21 protein-coding genes are annotated in these 16135 nt (G+C 39.3%); 9 read left to right on the top strand and 12 right to left on the bottom strand.

Going from position 1 to position 16135, the window contains the following annotated elements; genetic code table 11:
* The first annotated feature begins 52 nt into the window (after nucleotides 1-52).
* Both ACYQ3A_RS05065 and ACYQ3A_RS05060 read left to right on the top strand, forming a co-directional pair.
* On the top strand, nucleotides 53-1201 hold the full coding sequence (locus ACYQ3A_RS05065) for an FIST C-terminal domain-containing protein (RefSeq protein ID WP_459896030.1): 1149 nt from the start codon (nucleotides 53-55) through the stop codon (nucleotides 1199-1201).
* Entirely contained in the window at nucleotides 1201-1821 is a 621-nt protein-coding gene (locus ACYQ3A_RS05060; RefSeq protein WP_459896029.1) for a GGDEF domain-containing protein, read from the top strand. Before ACYQ3A_RS05065 ends, ACYQ3A_RS05060 begins: the two co-directional genes overlap by 1 nt.
* Nucleotides 1822-1938: 117 nt before the next feature.
* Here ACYQ3A_RS05060 and ACYQ3A_RS05055 read toward each other — a convergent pair whose 3' ends face one another.
* The 5 genes from ACYQ3A_RS05055 to efp all read right to left on the bottom strand — a co-directional run bounded on the left by ACYQ3A_RS05055 (nucleotide 1939) and on the right by efp (nucleotide 5530).
* The gene (locus ACYQ3A_RS05055) at nucleotides 1939-2433 is read right to left on the bottom strand and encodes an RNA chaperone Hfq (protein ID WP_459896028.1); all 495 of its coding nucleotides are present in this window, start codon (nucleotides 2431-2433) and stop codon (nucleotides 1939-1941) included.
* Between the two features lie 13 nt (nucleotides 2434-2446).
* On the bottom strand, nucleotides 2447-2977 hold the full coding sequence (locus ACYQ3A_RS05050) for an RNA chaperone Hfq (RefSeq protein WP_459896027.1): 531 nt from the start codon (nucleotides 2975-2977) through the stop codon (nucleotides 2447-2449).
* Nucleotides 2978-3098: 121 nt separating this feature from the next.
* The gene (gene accC, locus ACYQ3A_RS05045; RefSeq protein WP_459896026.1) at nucleotides 3099-4448 is read right to left on the bottom strand and encodes an acetyl-CoA carboxylase biotin carboxylase subunit; all 1350 of its coding nucleotides are present in this window, start codon (nucleotides 4446-4448) and stop codon (nucleotides 3099-3101) included.
* Nucleotides 4449-4459: 11 nt separating this feature from the next.
* Nucleotides 4460-4891, bottom strand: coding sequence for an acetyl-CoA carboxylase biotin carboxyl carrier protein (gene accB / locus ACYQ3A_RS05040; RefSeq protein WP_459896025.1), 432 nt, complete (start codon nucleotides 4889-4891; stop codon nucleotides 4460-4462).
* 66 nt (nucleotides 4892-4957) lie between these two features.
* The gene (efp, locus tag ACYQ3A_RS05035; RefSeq protein WP_459896024.1) at nucleotides 4958-5530 is read right to left on the bottom strand and encodes an elongation factor P; all 573 of its coding nucleotides are present in this window, start codon (nucleotides 5528-5530) and stop codon (nucleotides 4958-4960) included.
* A gap of 77 nt (nucleotides 5531-5607) precedes the next feature.
* Between efp and ACYQ3A_RS05030 the strand changes: the two genes are divergently transcribed.
* The 7 genes from ACYQ3A_RS05030 (at nucleotide 5608) to ACYQ3A_RS05000 (ending at nucleotide 11136) form a co-directional block, all read left to right on the top strand.
* Nucleotides 5608-6540 (top strand): fibronectin type III domain-containing protein, encoded by a 933-nt coding sequence (locus ACYQ3A_RS05030; RefSeq protein WP_459896023.1) that lies wholly within the window; start codon nucleotides 5608-5610, stop codon nucleotides 6538-6540.
* Nucleotides 6509-6976, top strand: coding sequence for a 5-(carboxyamino)imidazole ribonucleotide mutase (gene purE, locus ACYQ3A_RS05025; RefSeq protein WP_459896022.1), 468 nt, complete (start codon nucleotides 6509-6511; stop codon nucleotides 6974-6976). Before ACYQ3A_RS05030 ends, purE begins: the two co-directional genes overlap by 32 nt.
* 3 nt (nucleotides 6977-6979) lie before the next feature.
* Entirely contained in the window at nucleotides 6980-7879 is a 900-nt protein-coding gene (locus ACYQ3A_RS05020) for a damage-control phosphatase ARMT1 family protein (RefSeq protein WP_459896021.1), read from the top strand.
* Nucleotides 7863-8474 (top strand): L-threonylcarbamoyladenylate synthase, encoded by a 612-nt coding sequence (locus ACYQ3A_RS05015; RefSeq protein ID WP_459896019.1) that lies wholly within the window; start codon nucleotides 7863-7865, stop codon nucleotides 8472-8474. The genes ACYQ3A_RS05020 and ACYQ3A_RS05015 overlap by 17 nt, the downstream gene beginning before the upstream one ends.
* 10 nt (nucleotides 8475-8484) lie before the next feature.
* On the top strand, nucleotides 8485-9393 hold the full coding sequence (gene fmt, locus ACYQ3A_RS05010) for a methionyl-tRNA formyltransferase (protein ID WP_459897432.1): 909 nt from the start codon (nucleotides 8485-8487) through the stop codon (nucleotides 9391-9393).
* 125 nt (nucleotides 9394-9518) lie between these two features.
* On the top strand, nucleotides 9519-9956 hold the full coding sequence (locus tag ACYQ3A_RS05005) for a Fur family transcriptional regulator (protein WP_459896018.1): 438 nt from the start codon (nucleotides 9519-9521) through the stop codon (nucleotides 9954-9956).
* A complete protein-coding gene (locus ACYQ3A_RS05000; protein ID WP_459896017.1) occupies nucleotides 9943-11136 on the top strand; it encodes an HD domain-containing protein in 1194 nt (397 codons plus the stop codon). Before ACYQ3A_RS05005 ends, ACYQ3A_RS05000 begins: the two co-directional genes overlap by 14 nt.
* Here ACYQ3A_RS05000 and ACYQ3A_RS04995 read toward each other — a convergent pair.
* The 7 genes from ACYQ3A_RS04995 to ACYQ3A_RS04965 all read right to left on the bottom strand — a co-directional run bounded on the left by ACYQ3A_RS04995 (nucleotide 11133) and on the right by ACYQ3A_RS04965 (nucleotide 16124).
* Nucleotides 11133-11549 (bottom strand): NIL domain-containing protein, encoded by a 417-nt coding sequence (locus ACYQ3A_RS04995; protein WP_459896016.1) that lies wholly within the window; start codon nucleotides 11547-11549, stop codon nucleotides 11133-11135. The two genes, ACYQ3A_RS05000 and ACYQ3A_RS04995, sit on opposite strands and share 4 nt — an antisense overlap.
* Before the next feature lie 9 nt (nucleotides 11550-11558).
* Nucleotides 11559-12008 (bottom strand): hypothetical protein, encoded by a 450-nt coding sequence (locus ACYQ3A_RS04990; protein WP_459896015.1) that lies wholly within the window; start codon nucleotides 12006-12008, stop codon nucleotides 11559-11561.
* Nucleotides 12009-12020: 12 nt separating this feature from the next.
* Nucleotides 12021-12923, bottom strand: coding sequence for a quinolinate synthase NadA (gene nadA / locus ACYQ3A_RS04985; RefSeq protein WP_459896014.1), 903 nt, complete (start codon nucleotides 12921-12923; stop codon nucleotides 12021-12023).
* A 3-nt stretch (nucleotides 12924-12926) separates the two neighbouring features.
* Nucleotides 12927-14480, bottom strand: coding sequence for a glutamine-hydrolyzing GMP synthase (guaA, locus tag ACYQ3A_RS04980; RefSeq protein WP_459896013.1), 1554 nt, complete (start codon nucleotides 14478-14480; stop codon nucleotides 12927-12929).
* A 219-nt stretch (nucleotides 14481-14699) separates the two neighbouring features.
* The gene (locus ACYQ3A_RS04975) at nucleotides 14700-15392 is read right to left on the bottom strand and encodes a hypothetical protein (RefSeq protein WP_459896012.1); all 693 of its coding nucleotides are present in this window, start codon (nucleotides 15390-15392) and stop codon (nucleotides 14700-14702) included.
* Complete coding sequence (locus ACYQ3A_RS04970) at nucleotides 15382-15732, bottom strand: hypothetical protein (RefSeq protein WP_459896011.1); 351 nt, start codon at nucleotides 15730-15732, stop codon at nucleotides 15382-15384. Before ACYQ3A_RS04970 ends, ACYQ3A_RS04975 begins: the two co-directional genes overlap by 11 nt.
* Nucleotides 15729-16124: a hypothetical protein gene (locus ACYQ3A_RS04965; RefSeq protein ID WP_459896010.1), complete on the bottom strand. Its 396-nt coding sequence runs from the start codon at nucleotides 16122-16124 to the stop codon at nucleotides 15729-15731. The genes ACYQ3A_RS04970 and ACYQ3A_RS04965 overlap by 4 nt, the downstream gene beginning before the upstream one ends.
* Between the last annotated feature and the right edge of the window lie 11 nt (nucleotides 16125-16135).

Here is a 16135-nt window from a genome sequence, read left to right as displayed (position 1 = left end):
CTCCTTTGTGGATTCTAATTTGTGGATTATAATAAGTAATTAGGGAGGGATTATGAAAGCCCAAATTCTTAGTTCTAAAAATCCTATCTTACGACTTGCCCTTGAAGAGATAGCAAGTGAACTAAAATACCCTTTTGATTTCGTCATACTTGCCGTATCTCCAAGATATCCTTATTACGATGTTCCTATTTTCATTTCAGAAATTCTTCAAGTAAAGGGAGAGTCTTTTCTCGCCTTTCATGCCATTGATGCTTTTGAAAATACAAACCTTATAGAAAACGGTATAGTTGCTTGTTTCATAACGTTTGAGAGAGAGGGAAGAATAAAGAAGTTTACAGCGTCAAATATAAAACCTTGTAAATTTAAAACCTTAGTAAATAAAACAGCAAACTACATATCAGACAATAGTTCTCTATTTCACATAATAATCTCTGACTATTCTAACGGATATTTTCCACTTTTTCTGAAACTCCTCAGTTCCGAACTTGAAAGAAGGAAAATTCCTCCAGACATGATTTGTGGTGCGATAGCTTCAACTTCTGTAAAAAGCGGAATAAGGAAGCCAGGATATCTGTTTACCGACAATAAGGTTATAGAAGATGGCTTTGTTATTCTTAGCTTTGAGAACATCGAAGGCAAGATCGGCTTATCTACAGGTATATTCAAAAGAGGACCTGTTTATGGAATTACTTCCGGAGAGGACTTCAAGATTTATGAACTTGATGGAAAACCTGCAAGTTGTCTTCCCAAGAGCATCTTGAGGGGAATTGGAGAAGATCAAAAGGAATACCTCTGGTACACTCCTTTCGCAATTATCAATGATGAAGGAGATCCCATTGCTTTAAGAACTTTCAAGGACTTTAACGATGAGTACATAGAAGTTTGGGCTCCAATTAGCAAAGGGCAAAAAGTTAAGCTTTCACTTGTCATACCGGAAGAAATTCTAAAAGACACGGAAAGAGTTGCGAAAAAACTGAAATCAGAAACTGGAATTGCCGACCTCTGTTTTGACTTTTCCTGTACAGCAAGGCAATACACACTTGAAGACCGAGCAAAAGAAGAATTAGAAATTTACGGAAGCATAATAGATGCCCCTCTCTTCGGTTTCTTTACCCATGGTGAGATAGCTCCCAACATAGAAGGAAAAAGACTTGAACTCCACAATCAAACTTCAGTTGGAATAGTTTTGAAGGAGATATGATGAAAAGCGAAATCAAACTAAAACTCATTTTCAACTTCTTAGAAGAACTTACCAGAAAGTACAACGAAACATTTGAACTTAAAGAAAAATTGATGAAAGAGCTTAAAGAAAAAGCTATGTATGACCCTCTTACAGGAATCTACAATCGCTATGTTTTGATAGAGTTCTTAGAAAAAGAACTGGAAAGATTAAAAAGAACACGAAACGGGAAAATTTACGTTATATTCATGGACTTAGATCATTTTAAAACTATTAATGACATACTCGGTCACAAAAAGGGAGATGAAATTTTGAAACAGGTAGCAGAAATTCTAAGAAACAGTTTCAGAAAGTACGATATTGTCTCAAGATTCGGAGGAGACGAATTTGTTGCTGTTTTAATAGGCAACAACAGTGAAAATATAGACTCCATTTTAAACAGAATTAGAGATAAAATAGAATCTTCTTTTTCAGATTACGGTATTTCCATAAGTTATGGCATTGCTATTGCCCCTGATGAAGGAATTGAGGCTTATGAACTAATCCAAATTGCTGACGATAAGATGTATGAGATGAAAAGAAAAAAGAAGACATCTCCTCCTTCTTTAGAGAAGAAAATATCTTCTCAACTTTCTCCTTAAAGATTTCAGCAGTAAATGGCTTTACAATGCAGTTACTATAGTGAATAGTGAACTGTGAACAGTAACTACTTACCAATCATTGCTCACTATTTAGTAGTTTTTGAAGAAAAATACCGTTCACGGTTTATAAACTATTGTTGAGATAGCATGTTTATAAACTAAAATATTTCCTCTGTAGTTTCTCATCTTTAGAACAAATCTGTCAAATCCTTTTAGCTTGCCTTCAAGTTTACTTCCACTTCTAAAGTAAACTATAACCCTTTTCCCCATAGCCTGGCGCAGCTCCCTACTTTGAACCCCCCCTAAGTGAGAAGAAGCTATAAGTTTATAACCTTCTGTCAGTTTATCCTCAATTTCTTTTTTCTGCTCCTCCGTCGGTATAGGAGGAAGAACTGGAATGAACATTGCAGGCCTTATAATTAGTTCATCTTCGTGCTCTTCATAAACAATATCACCTGAAGATTTCATTAAATGCAGAAGCGGTTTTATGCTTTCTGGTCTAACCGAAAGCCTCTCCGCCAGTTCTTCAATTGAACCTCTAAACTCTCCTTCCTCTTCCAGAAGCTCTATCAGTTCTATCTGGGCATCTTCAAGAGTTTTATACCTTTTCATCCCAACTACCTGATTAATCAAAAATTATTGTTGCAATTGCGTGCTTATAAACAAGAGATTTACCCTTAGGTGCTGTCATTGCCAGAGTGAAGTTATCGAAGTCAAGAAGTGTTCCTTCAAGTCTGGTTCCACTGATAAGAAAAACTGTAATCTCCTTACCTATCAGCGAAGTCAGTACTTGATCCTGAAGAGAAAGCTTCTTTTCTTTTTTCTTTTTTTCCTTTTCTTCTTTTTCTACTGCTTCCTGTTTTTCATCCTTTTGCTGTACTTCTTGAACTTCAACTTCTTGAGACTCCACTTCCTGAGGCTCCATTTTCTCTTCTTTTTCCTGTTCTACCAGAGCCACCACAAGACCTTTTCCACGTTTTGATTCAGCTTTTACTAAAGCCTCTTCCTCTAACTCAGCAAGAGCTTTTTTAACAAGATAAGGAGTTGAGTTAGCAAGATGTGCAAGTTCTTCTAAGGTTCCCGAATACTCCCCAAACTCCGAAAGATATTCTCTTAACCAAATTTTAACTTTTTCGGCTTTCGATGGAGAAGCCATGATTTCCTCCGAGTACATTGTATAGCTTCAAGAGCCTTATTTTAAGAAGACTTTTCTGAAATGGAATAAAACCATTCACTTCATAATTAAAACTTAAAGCAAAATCATAAAAAAGCAAAGATTAACTTTTAATCTTGGGTAAAATTTTATTCTCAAGAATTTTCGTGTCAAGAGCTCCCATTATAAAGTTTTCATCCTTTAAAAGTTTTATATGAAAAGGTATCGTTGTTTTAAGATTTCCTTCTATCACAAATTCTGAAAGTGCTCTTTCACCTCTTTTTATTGCTTCTTCTCTTGTCTCTCCCCAGACAATTAGTTTTGCAAGCAGAGAGTCATAGTACTGGGGAACTGTATATCCTTCATAAATGTGTGTATCTACTCTTACTCCAAATCCTCCGGGAATTAGTAGTTTTTCTATTTTCCCGGGAGCAGGCCTGAAACCTTTCTCATAATCCTCACAGGTTATTCTGAATTCTATAGCATGACCTTGCAATTTCACATGATCTATATCAAACTTTTCTCCTGCAGCAGCCATAATCTGCTTTGCAATTAAATCCTTCCCGGTCACAAGTTCTGTAACAGGATGTTCAACCTGAATACGGGTATTCATTTCAATAAAGTAAAAGTTTTTATCCTTATCAACGAGAAACTCTACTGTTCCAGCTCCTTCATAGTTAATAAATTCAGCAATTCGTTTAGCAGCATCAGAAAGCTTATTTCTCAAATCATCATCTACAAATGGAGAAGGAGCTTCCTCAAGAACTTTCTGATGTCTTCTCTGAAGAGAACACTCTCTCTCTCCAAAAGTTATAACATTTCCAGCCTGGTCTGCAACTATCTGAATTTCTATATGACGGGGATTTTCTACGTACTTTTCAATGTAGACTTCCCCACTTCCGAAAGCAGCTTCAGCCTCAGCCATTGCCGTAACAATAAGAGTCTCTGCCTCTTCCGGAGAAGTGATGAGCCTCATTCCCCTGCCGCCACCACCGTGAGCCGCTTTAACAAGAACCGGATAACCAATCTCTTCACATACCTTTAAAGCTTCCTGAACACTTTTTACTATCCCACTGCCTGGGACAACAGGTACACCAGCTTTTATTGCAACTTCCCTTGCCTTTGCCTTATCTCCCATCAGAACCATAGTCTCTGGAGAAGGACCTATGAACTTCATTCCACAGGCTGTGCAAATCTCAGCAAAACCTGGATTTTCAGACAGGAACCCATAACCGGGATGAATCGCATCAGCACCGGTTATTTCAGCTGCAGAAATAATAGCCGGAATGTTTAAGTAACTCTCCTGTGGAAGGGGACCACCTATACAGACTGCCTCATCTGCGAGAAAAACGTGGAGTGAATCCCTATCGGCAGTAGAGAAAACGGCAACCGTTTTTATTCCAAGTTCTCTACATGTGCGTATTATTCTGACAGCAATCTCACCTCTGTTTGCTATGAGGATTTTTTTAAACATAAGAGACCACCTTACGCTTTTTCTATATAGAAGAGAGGTTGACCGTACTCTACAGGCTGACCGTTCTCTACCAGAATCTTTCTTACTATGCCAGAAACCTCTGACTCTATTTCGTTCATAACTTTCAGGGCTTCAATGATACACAGGGTTTGCCCCTTTTCTACATAGTCACCTTCTTTCACAAAAGGTTCTGCTCCAGGAGCAGGAGCCCTGTAAAAAGTTCCAACCATAGGAGATTCTACAACGTAATAGTCCTTTGCAGGTTCAACGACCTCTTCCTTTTCTGCTTCAACTTCCCGAACGACTGTTTCCTGAACAGGAATCTCTTTTACTTTCTCTCTGGCAAACTTTGCCCTTAGCTTTATCCCCTCAGTTTCTATCTCTATTTCCTCAATTGAAGTGTTTTCAAGGGCTTTGAGGAGATCCTTAACCTTGTCTAACAAAACTTCCTCCCAAATGTAGTTCCAACTTTACAGATTTCCAATCACCTAAGCTTCCAGTCTTCCACACTACTTAATGTTAACCCTTTCTATGTACTCTCCAGTCTCTGGATTCACCCTTACGTAATCACCTGGATTTATAAACATAGGTACCTGTACAACAGCTCCTGTCTCAAGAGTAGCTGGCTTTGTAACGTTTGAAACGGTATCACCCTTAAATCCTGGTTCCGTATCTGTAATTTGAAGGACAATGCTCTTAGGAAGCTTAACGGAAATAGCTTCTCCCTTGTAGAACTGAACCATCACTGTTGTGTTTTCTTTGAGAAACTTTGCTTTATCTCCTAAAGCAGATGCAGAAACTCCAACCTGTTCATAGGTTTTTGTGTCCATAAAGTAATAGAACTCCCCGTCATTGTAGATATATTCCATTTCTCTTTCTTCAAAATCGGCCAGCTCTAATTTCTCACCTACTTTGTAGGTTTTCTCAACAACGTTCCCAGTCTTCAGATTTTTAAGCTTTATCCTGGCAAAAGCCTGTCCTTTTCCAGGTTTAACGTGTTCGTAGTCAATTATTTCGTAAGGATATCCTTCAATCTCAAGCTTCATTCCCTTTGTTATCTGGTTTACATCTATGGATGCCAATTTCAACCTCCAGAGAGAAATTTTAGAAATTATAACAGTTGTTTTAGCCTATGGTAAAATTTCAGCTGGAGGTGGGTTTGAAGAAGTTATTACTGTTATGTTTTCTGCCTTTTGTTTTTTCCTTTACGATGTGTGGGAACAGAGGGGATCCTTTACCACCCCTTCAGTTTTCTCCAGAAACACCGGAAATCTCAGGTATTGATCAGGTGTATAGGAACTTACTGGTAAAGTGGCAACCAGTCAAAAAGTTTTCAGATGGAAGGAAACTGGCAAATCCAGAAGAGATTTACTACATAGTCTCAGTCAACTTCGGAAAAGAGAAAGCAAAAATAAAAAACACTTACTTCCTTGACAGTAAAGTGGTTTCTGAAGGTGAAAAAAGATGTTACACCATCACTGCTGTTTACAGAGGAAAATATTTCAGCCAACCTTCAGAACCTTTTTGTGCTGTGGCAAGAAAGCCGATAGAAGAAATACCTGAAATTCTAAGTTACGTCGCCGGTGACGGTTTTGTTAAGTTTGAGTTTAAACCAATTACTGATTATTCCATAGAAGTTTTCAAAAACTCGTCTCTACACATTTCTCCCTACAAAACTCTTCCTCCCAAAACTTCTGAGTTCGTCGATAAGAACGTAGTAAATGGTAAAGAGTACAGTTACAGTTTCAGATTCTCAGAAGGTAATCTGAAAGGAAGGTTCTCAAAAACCTATAATTTGACCCCTGAAGACAGGACACCTCCAGAACCACCGGCAAATGTATTCCTGATAAGAAAAGGAAACAGTTGCACTATCCTCTGGGATCCTTCACCCTCTGAAGATGTAAGTGGTTACGTAATCCTTAAACGTGAAAAGGTTGTAGGTTCTACTGGAAGAGGTATATACTTTCTCCTTCCAAATTGTCCAAAAGGTTCTTACTATGTCAAAGCTGTAGATAAAGCAGGAAACTTTTCAAAACCTACAAAAGCGGAGGAGGTAATAAATGAAGAAGGTAGCAGTGATAATGGGAAGTAAATCCGACATGCCTGTTATGGAAAGCTGCACAAAGACTCTTGACGAGTTTGGAGTTCCTTACGATGTAAAAGTCCTCTCAGCCCACAGGACAATTGATGAGGTCATTGCCTTCTGTGAAAAGGCAGAAGAGGAATACGACGTTATTATTGCTGCTGCTGGATATGCCGCCCACCTTGGTGGAGTAATTGCTGCTAAAACAACACTTCCTATTATTGGAGTTCCTCTCGATGCATCTCCCCTAAAAGGGATAGACTCCCTCCTCTCAATCGTTCAGATGCCAGGCGGTATACCTGTAGCCACAGTAACAATTGGAAAGGCCGGTGCCAAAAATGCAGCAGTTTTAGCTGTTGAAATAATGGCAATAAAGTATCCAGAGCTGAGAGAAAAACTCAAGAAGTATAGAGAGGAGATGAAGAGAAAGGTTTTAGAGGGTTAAATTATGAAAGTTTACCCTGACTGTATTCCATGTTTTATGAAACAGATACTAAACGTTTCGAAAATTGCGGAAGTTCCAGATTCTCTCACAATAGAGATATTGAAAGAATCGGCAAAGTTCATTGCAAAGGATCTGAGATTTGATAAATCGCCGGGACACAACGCCACATTCTTACACAGAATTTTCAAAGAGAGGACAAAAATCAACGACCCTTACAAACTGCTAAAGGACAAGTACAACGAAATCGCCCTTAAGCTTGAACCTTATCTTGAAGAGGAGTTCTACAGGAAATCTGACGATCCACTTTCCATTGCTATAAGGCTTGCCGCTGCAGGAAACGTCATCGATTTTGGAGTCCCCAGAGAATTTGACCTGCTGGAGGATATTAAAAACCTTCTTCATCTTTCCTTTGCCTACTTTGATGTTGCGATACTTGAAAGGTTCTTTGTTCCTGGAAAACAGGTTCTCTACGTCGCTGACAATGCAGGTGAAATAGTCTTTGACAAATTTTTGCTTAGAGAACTCAAAAAAAGAGGGCTTAAAGTTGTCCTTGCTGTCAGAGGTGGTCCCATACTGAACGATGCCACGGTGGAAGATGCCCTTAAAACAGGAGCAGCAGACATTGTTGATGAACTGATTACCACAGGAAGGGATTTTATCGGTATAGACTTTGATTTCGTTTCCGAGGAGTTTAAACAGCACTGGGAAAAGTCTTTCTTTATAATTTCAAAAGGGCAGGCAAACTTTGAAACTCTTGATGGAATAGATTCAAAGGATATTTTCTTTATACTCAAAGCAAAGTGTCCTCCCGTTGCTAAGGAATTGAAGTGTCAGGTCAACGATCTCATTTTCCTCTACAACAAACACCTTTTAGAGATAAAAGAGAGTGAGGATTCTCAGTAAAAAGGATTTAACAGAAGTTGTTAAGGTTTTAAAATCGGGAGAGCTGATCTGCTCTCCCACCGATACTTTGTTTGGAATTCTTGGAAATGCTTTAAGTAAAGAAGCGGTAGATAGGCTCTACTCCATAAAAAAGAGAGACCCTGAAAAGCCGCTCATCGTTTTGTTTGATGCGGTTGAGCGGCTGGAAGAATTCGGCATTATTATCCCTGTAAATTATTCAACCGGTTTTAGAAAACTCTATCCAGCTCCTATTACTGCTATCTTGCCGCTTTCTGAAAAAAGTCCTTTTAGAGAAATTTTTAAAAGGAACAATCTTGCCATCAGAATACCGGATGATGAATTTTTGCGGCAGCTTATAAGAGAAACGTTTCCATTGTTTGCTCCAAGTGCCAACCCCCAAGGCAAGACTCCTGCAAGGAGCTGTGAGGAGTGCAGAAGGTATTTTGAAGGACAGATTAACTACTGTATAGAAGGAAAATCTAAGGAAGTTCCATCAACAATTGTTGATTTGACAGGAAAGAAACCTTTGCTTGTAAGAGAAGGTGCTGTTAGATTTGAGGAGATTCTGGAGGTTTTAAGTGGAGAAAAAGCTTAAAGTTGTCTTTATGGGAACACCTGACTTTGCCGTTCCATCTCTCAAGGCACTTCACGAGGCTGGATATGAAATTCCTCTTGTTATTACTCAGCCGGATAGACCTGCGGGAAGGGGTAAGAAAATAACACCTCCTCCTGTAAAAGTTCTGGCTGAAAGCCTTGAAATACCGGTCTATCAACCTGAAAAAGTTAAAGGAAACGAGAAGCTCATAGAGAAACTTAAAGAAATTTCCCCTGATCTAATCGTTGTTGCAGCCTATGGAAAAATCCTTCCAGATGAGATTCTGAATTTGCCGAAATTTAGATGTATAAACGTTCACGCCTCTCTCCTTCCAGAGTATAGAGGAGCTTCACCTATTCAATCTGCTCTTCTTGATGGAAAGGAAAAAACAGGTGTTACGATAATGCTCATATCCCCAGAACTTGACGCTGGAGACATAATCTCACAGAGGGAAGTCCCTATAGAAAAAAGCGATAATGCTCAAATTCTCCACGACAAACTGGCAAAGGTAGGAGCTGAACTCCTCGTTGAAACTATCCCTCTCTACGTTTCTGGAGAATTAAAACCTGTACCCCAGGACAATTCTAAAGCCACCTACTGCAAACCCATAACAAAAGAAATGGGCAGAATCGAGTGGACTCTCCCGGCAGAGAAGATATTCAATATGGTAAGAGCTTTCACCCCTTGGCCTTCAGCCTACACCACATTCAGAGGGAAGAGGGTAAAGATAACAAAAGCCGAACCTATTGATGGAACTGGAGAACCTGGAAAGATAATTAAAGCTGACAGAGAACTTGTAGTTGCTACAGGAGAAGGAGCTCTTAAAATAGAAAAACTCAAACCCGAAGGTAAAAAAGAGATTTCAGGTGAAGAGTTCATCAGGGGTTATAGAGTACAGACTGGTGATTTCTTTACCTAACTATTATATATTTCAGTAGACATTCCCAACTTATAACCTTTTGCAGTTACATTTACTAATTTGCTATTTAACGCTTTCATACAAATTTTCATAATGGTAAACTCTATTAGAGAGGATTAAGTACTATGAATCTTAAAGAAAAAATCGAAGAGTTTAAGAGAAAAGCCAGAATGAGCGGACTTAAGGTAACACCTCAGCGTGTTGCTGTCTATAGAGAAATCATCTCAAGACACGACCACCCTTCTGCTGAGGAGTTATACGAGAGTCTGAAAGATAAAATAGACGGTATTTCCTTGACAACTGTCTACAGAACGCTTGCCAGCTTAGAAAAAGCAGGACTGGTAATGAGAGTCCCCACATTGAGGGATAAAGTACACTATGATGCAAGAGTTGAACCCCACAGCCACTTTGTATGCCTTAACTGTGGCAGAATTTATGATACAGAAATTGTTCCAGAAGTAAATACTGACAAGCTGGAAAAGGAAGGTTTTAAAGTTTTAAACTGTACTATTCTCTGTTACGGCATCTGTAACAGATGTAAGGTGGAGAATGAAGAAGCATAAACTTCTCATGGATCCTGTTTATGATGAATTTATAATGGTGGAGAGAGGGGGAGCACTCGAAAAGATCCTTGACAGTTTCTACCTCCAGAGACTCCGATACATAAGACAATTGGGCCCCTGTTATTACGTATATCCGGGAGCTGAACATACCCGATTCCAGCATTCTATAGGAGTAATGTGGCTTGCAAGAAAAGCCCTGAATTTCTTGAAGTTAAAGGGTTACCAGATAGACGAGTTCCTCTCAACCTCTATCCTTGTTGCTGCACTCACCCATGACCTTGGACACTCGCCCTTTTCCCACGCCCTTGAAGGAGTAATTATTCCTCAGAGGCATGAAGAACTCACACTTTATGCTCTAAAAAGCCTCTCTGAAGAAACAGATCTTGAAAGAGATCTCATAGATAACGTAAAGAAGATACTTTCGAAAGAACACCCATTCCCCTTTTCCTATCAGCTCATATCCAGCCAGTTAGACTGCGACAGACTTGACTACCTGAGAAGGGACGCTTTCTACACCGGGGTTTCTTTTGGAAAGATTGATGTTAACAGAATTCTGGTTTCTGTACTTGTTGAAGATGGAGAACTGATATGGAGCTCCAAAGGTTTTAATGCCCTCGAAGCTTATGTAATGTCCCGTTACGAAATGTACTGGGCAGTCTATTTCCACAAAGTCAATCTTTCTGTTCAAGTTCTCCTAAAAAAGATCGTTGAGAGAATAAAAGAACTTCTTCTGGAAGGAAATTCCCTCCAGATGGATCACACACTTTCAGAAGTTCTCAAAGAGGAAAACGTTGAAAAGTTCTTCAGATTGACAGATGGAAACGTTATCTCTTCAATTTACTCTTTAATGGATTCAAGAGATTCAATACTGTCAGATCTCTGCAAAAGGCTGGTCAAAAGAAACTTCTTTAGAACTGTCGAGGTTACACCATTAGAAGTTCTTCAGTATAGAGAACTGGTAGAAAAAGCAGGATTTGATCCCCGTTTCTACTTTGAAGTTATTGAACCCTCAAAGGTTGCCTACTCCTACTATTCTCCATCTGGAATGGACATAATAAAGGTAAAAGTTGAAGATAGAATTGAAGAACTCTCCAACGTAGCACCAACTGATGCTCTCAAAGCACTTTCAAGAAAAGTTTCCAGAACTTACGTTGTGCTTCCAGAAGAAGTTTTAAGTTAGAACTCAGCCGAATAGATAATCCTGAGTGGACACGCTGGGATACAGTGTCCACAGCCGACGCACTTATCCTTGTCAAACTCCACCCTGAAGGTTTTCTGGTCAAGGTAAAAAGCGTTGGTCGGACAAGGCGCTATACATGCTCCACAGTGGATACACTTCTCATCCTCGCGGAAGATGTCCAATTCCAAAGGTTTTATCTTTATTTTGAGACTTCTTAAAAACTTTACTGCCTCTCCTATCTTTTTCCTGTCGCCGCGGAGCTCGATTACCGCAGAACCTTCCATCTTAGGAAGAATCTCTGCCCTCAGTATGTTAACAATCAAATCGTAATCCTTAACAAGCTTGTATATAACCGGCTTATCCCAGGTCTCTTTCGGAAAGTGAAGAACAAGCCTTGTGGAAGTTTCTTTCATTTACCTACCTCACGCCTTTACTATCTGAACAGGAATCTTCTTCCTGACAAAAACTTTAACAAAGTTCTGGAACTTCCCTGTCAATCCTGCTTCTCTTGAAATTAATGCAAACATCAAGTCTTCGTCCCCTTTTACTCTGAAGTAAAAGCTGTAGGTATAGATAAGCCAGGTCTTCTTGAAACCTCCTGCTGCACCTTCAACCTTCTTCCAGTCAATCCTCCTTACAACGTTACCCCTGAAATCCTGAACCTTTATCTCCTTAGGAGTAAGAATTAACTGGAAATTCTTAAATATAGGTCTTGACTGATAAAGGACAAATCCAGCAAAAATAACAGCAAGAGCTATAAATATCCAGCGCCAGAACCCTCCCATAAAAAGAGCACTAACAAAAAGCAACAAATCAACTGTCAGCGGAAAGATAACAAATGCAAGATCCTGTTTAACTCTAAACTCTTTCATTTTTTTAACTCCTTAGCTTATCTCCAGCATCTTCTCAATGGCGACTCTGGCTCTTTTAGCTATCTCCTCAGGAACTTCAACTTCAAACTGTTCTCTCTCAAGAGCTTTAAGAAGTCTATCAACAGTTGTCATTTTCATCTGGTCACAAACAAACTCACTGTAAGCTAAAATAAACTCAATATCCGGTCTCTCCTTCTTAAGTTGATGAATTATTCCCTCTTCAGTGCCAACTATTACTTTCTTTGCTGTTGTCTCCTTTACAAACTTAAGAATTCGAGAAGTACTTCCAACGAAATCAGCCATATCCCTTATCTCTTTTTTACATTCCGGATGAACGGCAAAAACAGCATCTGGATTTTCTCTCTTTCTCCTCTCTGCATCTTCAACAGTCAACTTTTGATGAACAGGACAGTAACCACTCCAGACCTTTATCTCCTTACCTTTAACCTTTTCAGCAATATAACTTCCGAGGTTCTTGTCAGGAACAAAGAGAATTTTCTCAGCATCAATGCTCTCTATAACTTTAACTGCATTTGCAGAGGTACAGCAGATATCTGAAACCGCTTTTACATCAGCAGAACTGTTTACGTAGGTAACAACAGCATAATCGGGATTCTCTTTCTTAAATTCCTCAATCTCTTCAGCAATTGCCATATCTGCCATGAGACAGCCAGCTTTGTAGTATGGAATAAGTACCTTCCTCTCTGGATTCAGAATCTTTGCGGTTTCAGCCATAAAGTAAACGCCACAGAAAACGATGATATCTCCATCAGCTTCCTTAGCCTTTCGCGCAAGCTCTAAGGAATCACCGACAAAATCTGCAACGTCCTGAATCGCTCCATCAACGTAGTAGTGGGCAAGTATTACAGCATTTTTCTTTCTCTTTAACTCTTTTATCCTTTCAATCTTGTCCATTTTCTACTCCCACTCAATTGTTCCAGGTGGCTTTGAAGTAATGTCATAAACTACCCTGTTTACCCTTTCAACCTCATTGATTATCCTGTTTGAGATTCTTTCAAGAAGGTCATATGGAAGCTTCACCCAGTCGGCAGTCATTCCATCAACGCTCTCAACAGCCCTTAGGGCAATCACATAGTCGTAAGTTCTAACATCTCCCATAACACCAACGGTTTGAACCGGTAGGAAAACAGCAAAGGACTGCCATATCTTATCGTAGAGTCCTGCTTTCTTTATCTCCTCAAGAACTATTGCATCAGCTTCACGCAAGATCCGTAGATACTCAGGCTTAACTTCACCGATTATCCTTATCGCAAGTCCCGGTCCTGGAAATGGTTGTCTCTTTATGATCTCATCAGGAAGTCCCAACTCTTTTCCGAGCTCCCTCACTTCATCTTTGAAAAGCTCCCTAAGAGGCTCAATAAGCTTAAAATTAAGCCTTTCCGGAAGCCCCCCAACATTATGGTGGGTCTTAATAGTTGCAGAAGGACCTTTAACTGAGACACTCTCTATAACGTCTGGATAGAGTGTTCCTTGTGCTAAAAACTCTGCATTTGGAATCTCCTTAGCAGCCTTTTCAAATACCTCTATAAAAGTGTATCCGATTATCTTCCTCTTCTCTTCTGGATCTGTCACACCTTTTAACCTTTCTAAAAAGAGTTCTGAAGCATCAACGGTTCTAAAGTTCTTCATGTGAAATTTCTCTTTGAACGTCTTTTCTACAGACTCCCTCTCTCCTTTTCTAAGGAGTCCTGTATCAACAAAGATTGGATAGAGCTGGTCGCCAATTGCTTTGTGGAGAAGTGCAGCAACAACGGAAGAGTCAACACCACCAGAAAGTGCACATATGACGTTTTTATCACCAACAGTTTCTTTAATCTTCTTAATCTCATACTCTATAAAGTTCTCCATTGTCCATGTAGGCTCACAACCACAAATCTTAATTGCGAAGTTCTCTAAGATCTTGTCCCCATACTGGCTATGCTTGACTTCCGGGTGGAACTGAACACCATAAATCTTCTTTTCACTGCTCCTTATCGCAGCATAGGGAGCATTTTCCGTTTTTGCTATTGGCTCAAAACCTTCCGGAATCCTCAGAACTCTGTCTCCATGACTCATCCAGACAGTAAATTTGCCCGGAAGACCTGCAAAAAGATCAGAGTTGTCTAAAACCTCAAGCTCAGCCCTTCCGTACTCATGCCTTTCTGCTCTTACAACCTCACCACCAAAAAGGTAAGTAATAAGCTGCATTCCATAGCAGATTCCAAGAACTGGAACTCCGAGCTCAAAGACCTTCCTGCTAACCTTCGGAGAATCTGGTGCATACACACTGGCAGGGCCACCAGAAAGAATGATTCCTTTTGGTTTAAATTCCTTAATCTTTTCAATCGGGATGTTGAAAGGATGAATCTCACAGTAAACATGCTTCTCTCTGAGTCTTCTCGCTATCAGCTGCGTGTACTGAGAACCAAAATCCAGAATAAGTATTTTGCTTTCATGAATGTCCTTTACCATCTCTCTCTCCTAAGCTTTCTTTAGAATAAAGTAGAGAAAAATAAGTGAACCAACAAGACCTACTAAAAAAATAATAATCAATTCCAGTAATTTTGTATCCATTTGCTTTCTCCAGAAGCGGTTAGAGATGAGGGTATTTTACCAGAATAACCCCCTTCAGTCCCTCTTAGCAAGAATGAATAACTGAAGCTCCCCCTCTTCTAAAGAAAATAGGAAAACTTACAATTTCTTCTTAAACCTTTCAAAAAGTTCTCTCCTCCCTATAACCCTTATATTCCTGAATTTGTAAAAGCTGAAAAGCTTCTTTATGTAACGAACAGTCAAATCCCCATCCAGCCCACTGCAACAAGGAATTACTTTCCTGTCATCTTTGCACAAGTAAGGCAGATTATTCATAAAGTGCAGCTTCGAACCCTTCTTGCTTCTTTTCGAAAGAGGATCTCTCCACTGTCTTCCCATGTTTGATTTACATTCATGAACTTCAAGGAAACTCTTAGAAGAAAATGCCACATCTATCTCTTTGTCTGAGATTTTTTTTGATTTTTTGAACATCTTACACTGGTTTACTCTTTTGGATCGATCTTCAAATGTAAAAGGTCCTAAGGTCGAAACGAGAATCTCAAGGAAATTTCCCCTCTGCTTATCTGTTCCTCTGACAAAGAAACTTTTAAGAAGCCTGAAAAACTCTTCAGATTGGGAAAAGTTAAGAAGTCCAAGCTCCTGAACTTCCCTTACAGTCAGGAACACTCTTTCTGCTCTAATCCTATCAGAATCTGTTGGACGAAAACTGTGTATGAGGTCAATCACAAATATAAAGAGACCAGGATTTTTTCTTAAGAATCTCAAAAGCTCTCTTATTTCCGCTGTTTCAATTCTTTTAAGTCTTTCCCCTCTTCTACAGCTACAACTCATACTCTACTTCCCTTACCGTTATTCCCGCTTTTATCAGATAGATAGGAATTAAAGAAATAAGTTCTTCTACTTTATTTTTCATTACCTTCTTGGAAATCGTTTTGTTTGTTACCTTCCTGTTTAGGATTAAATTTGTAATGTTGACAAACCGCACATTTGCAATTTGCTCATCACCAGAAGTAAGTGAACCAAATATTTCAACTGTTACTCTACAGGTTTCCTTTTCCCTTTTTACATCCGTTACAACTTTAAGGTTTAAATCACAATCCATCCTTTTGCCGGCAACTCCCGGGTCAACGAAAACTTCCTGAAGAACCCAATAGCTTGATTTTTCTATCATTCTCTTTCCTCCAGAAGCCTTACCACCTCATAGAGATAGTCTATGGAAGAAGTAGCCCAGACCCGTAACTCAACTTCTCTTTCACTTCCTGACTCCTCTGCCCAACGCAGTCTTTGAAAAACCCTATAAAAAGAGCTGTAAATTACCTTTTTTTTCATTATTGAAGAAGAATCCAACTTCTTAAACTTCTTCTCAAGAAAACTTAATCTCTTCCTTCCTTGTTTTCTAAATATCTCTTTAATCGCACGATTTGTAACCCTGTCTGAAGGTAATTGCTCGACAATTTCTAAAAGCTTCTCTCTGAAAAGCGAAAATGCTTCAGAGGGCTTCAAATGGTAAATCGCCGGTATGTTTTTCTTTTTTATCTTGACAGTAATCTTTATCTCCGCCATGTTAAAATTTT

Source organism: Desulfurobacterium crinifex (assembly GCF_054656775.1).
The sequence above is the reverse complement of the archived record's forward strand: the minus strand, read 5'-3'. Positions and strand labels throughout refer to the sequence as shown.

Excerpts from the sequence above, each read along its gene's own strand:
- guaA (WP_459896013.1), bottom strand. The coding sequence starts at position 14,480 with ATGGTAAAGGACATTCATGAAAGCAAAATACTTATTCTGGATTTTGGT.
- ACYQ3A_RS04990 (WP_459896015.1), bottom strand. The coding sequence starts at position 12,008 with ATGAAAGAGTTTAGAGTTAAACAGGATCTTGCATTTGTTATCTTTCCG.
- ACYQ3A_RS05050 (WP_459896027.1), bottom strand. The coding sequence starts at position 2,977 with ATGGCTTCTCCATCGAAAGCCGAAAAAGTTAAAATTTGGTTAAGAGAA.
- ACYQ3A_RS04965 (WP_459896010.1), bottom strand. The coding sequence starts at position 16,124 with ATGGCGGAGATAAAGATTACTGTCAAGATAAAAAAGAAAAACATACCG.
- ACYQ3A_RS05005 (WP_459896018.1), top strand. The coding sequence starts at position 9,519 with ATGAATCTTAAAGAAAAAATCGAAGAGTTTAAGAGAAAAGCCAGAATG.
- ACYQ3A_RS04975 (WP_459896012.1), bottom strand. The coding sequence starts at position 15,392 with ATGAGTTGTAGCTGTAGAAGAGGGGAAAGACTTAAAAGAATTGAAACA.
- ACYQ3A_RS04995 (WP_459896016.1), bottom strand. The coding sequence starts at position 11,549 with ATGAAAGAAACTTCCACAAGGCTTGTTCTTCACTTTCCGAAAGAGACC.
- ACYQ3A_RS05055 (WP_459896028.1), bottom strand. The coding sequence starts at position 2,433 with ATGAAAAGGTATAAAACTCTTGAAGATGCCCAGATAGAACTGATAGAG.
- purE (WP_459896022.1), top strand. The coding sequence starts at position 6,509 with ATGAAGAAGGTAGCAGTGATAATGGGAAGTAAATCCGACATGCCTGTT.
- nadA (WP_459896014.1), bottom strand. The coding sequence starts at position 12,923 with ATGGACAAGATTGAAAGGATAAAAGAGTTAAAGAGAAAGAAAAATGCT.
- ACYQ3A_RS05020 (WP_459896021.1), top strand. The coding sequence starts at position 6,980 with ATGAAAGTTTACCCTGACTGTATTCCATGTTTTATGAAACAGATACTA.
- ACYQ3A_RS05060 (WP_459896029.1), top strand. The coding sequence starts at position 1,201 with ATGAAAAGCGAAATCAAACTAAAACTCATTTTCAACTTCTTAGAAGAA.
- ACYQ3A_RS05000 (WP_459896017.1), top strand. The coding sequence starts at position 9,943 with ATGAAGAAGCATAAACTTCTCATGGATCCTGTTTATGATGAATTTATA.
- ACYQ3A_RS05065 (WP_459896030.1), top strand. The coding sequence starts at position 53 with ATGAAAGCCCAAATTCTTAGTTCTAAAAATCCTATCTTACGACTTGCC.
- accC (WP_459896026.1), bottom strand. The coding sequence starts at position 4,448 with ATGTTTAAAAAAATCCTCATAGCAAACAGAGGTGAGATTGCTGTCAGA.
- ACYQ3A_RS04970 (WP_459896011.1), bottom strand. The coding sequence starts at position 15,732 with ATGATAGAAAAATCAAGCTATTGGGTTCTTCAGGAAGTTTTCGTTGAC.
- fmt (WP_459897432.1), top strand. The coding sequence starts at position 8,485 with ATGGGAACACCTGACTTTGCCGTTCCATCTCTCAAGGCACTTCACGAG.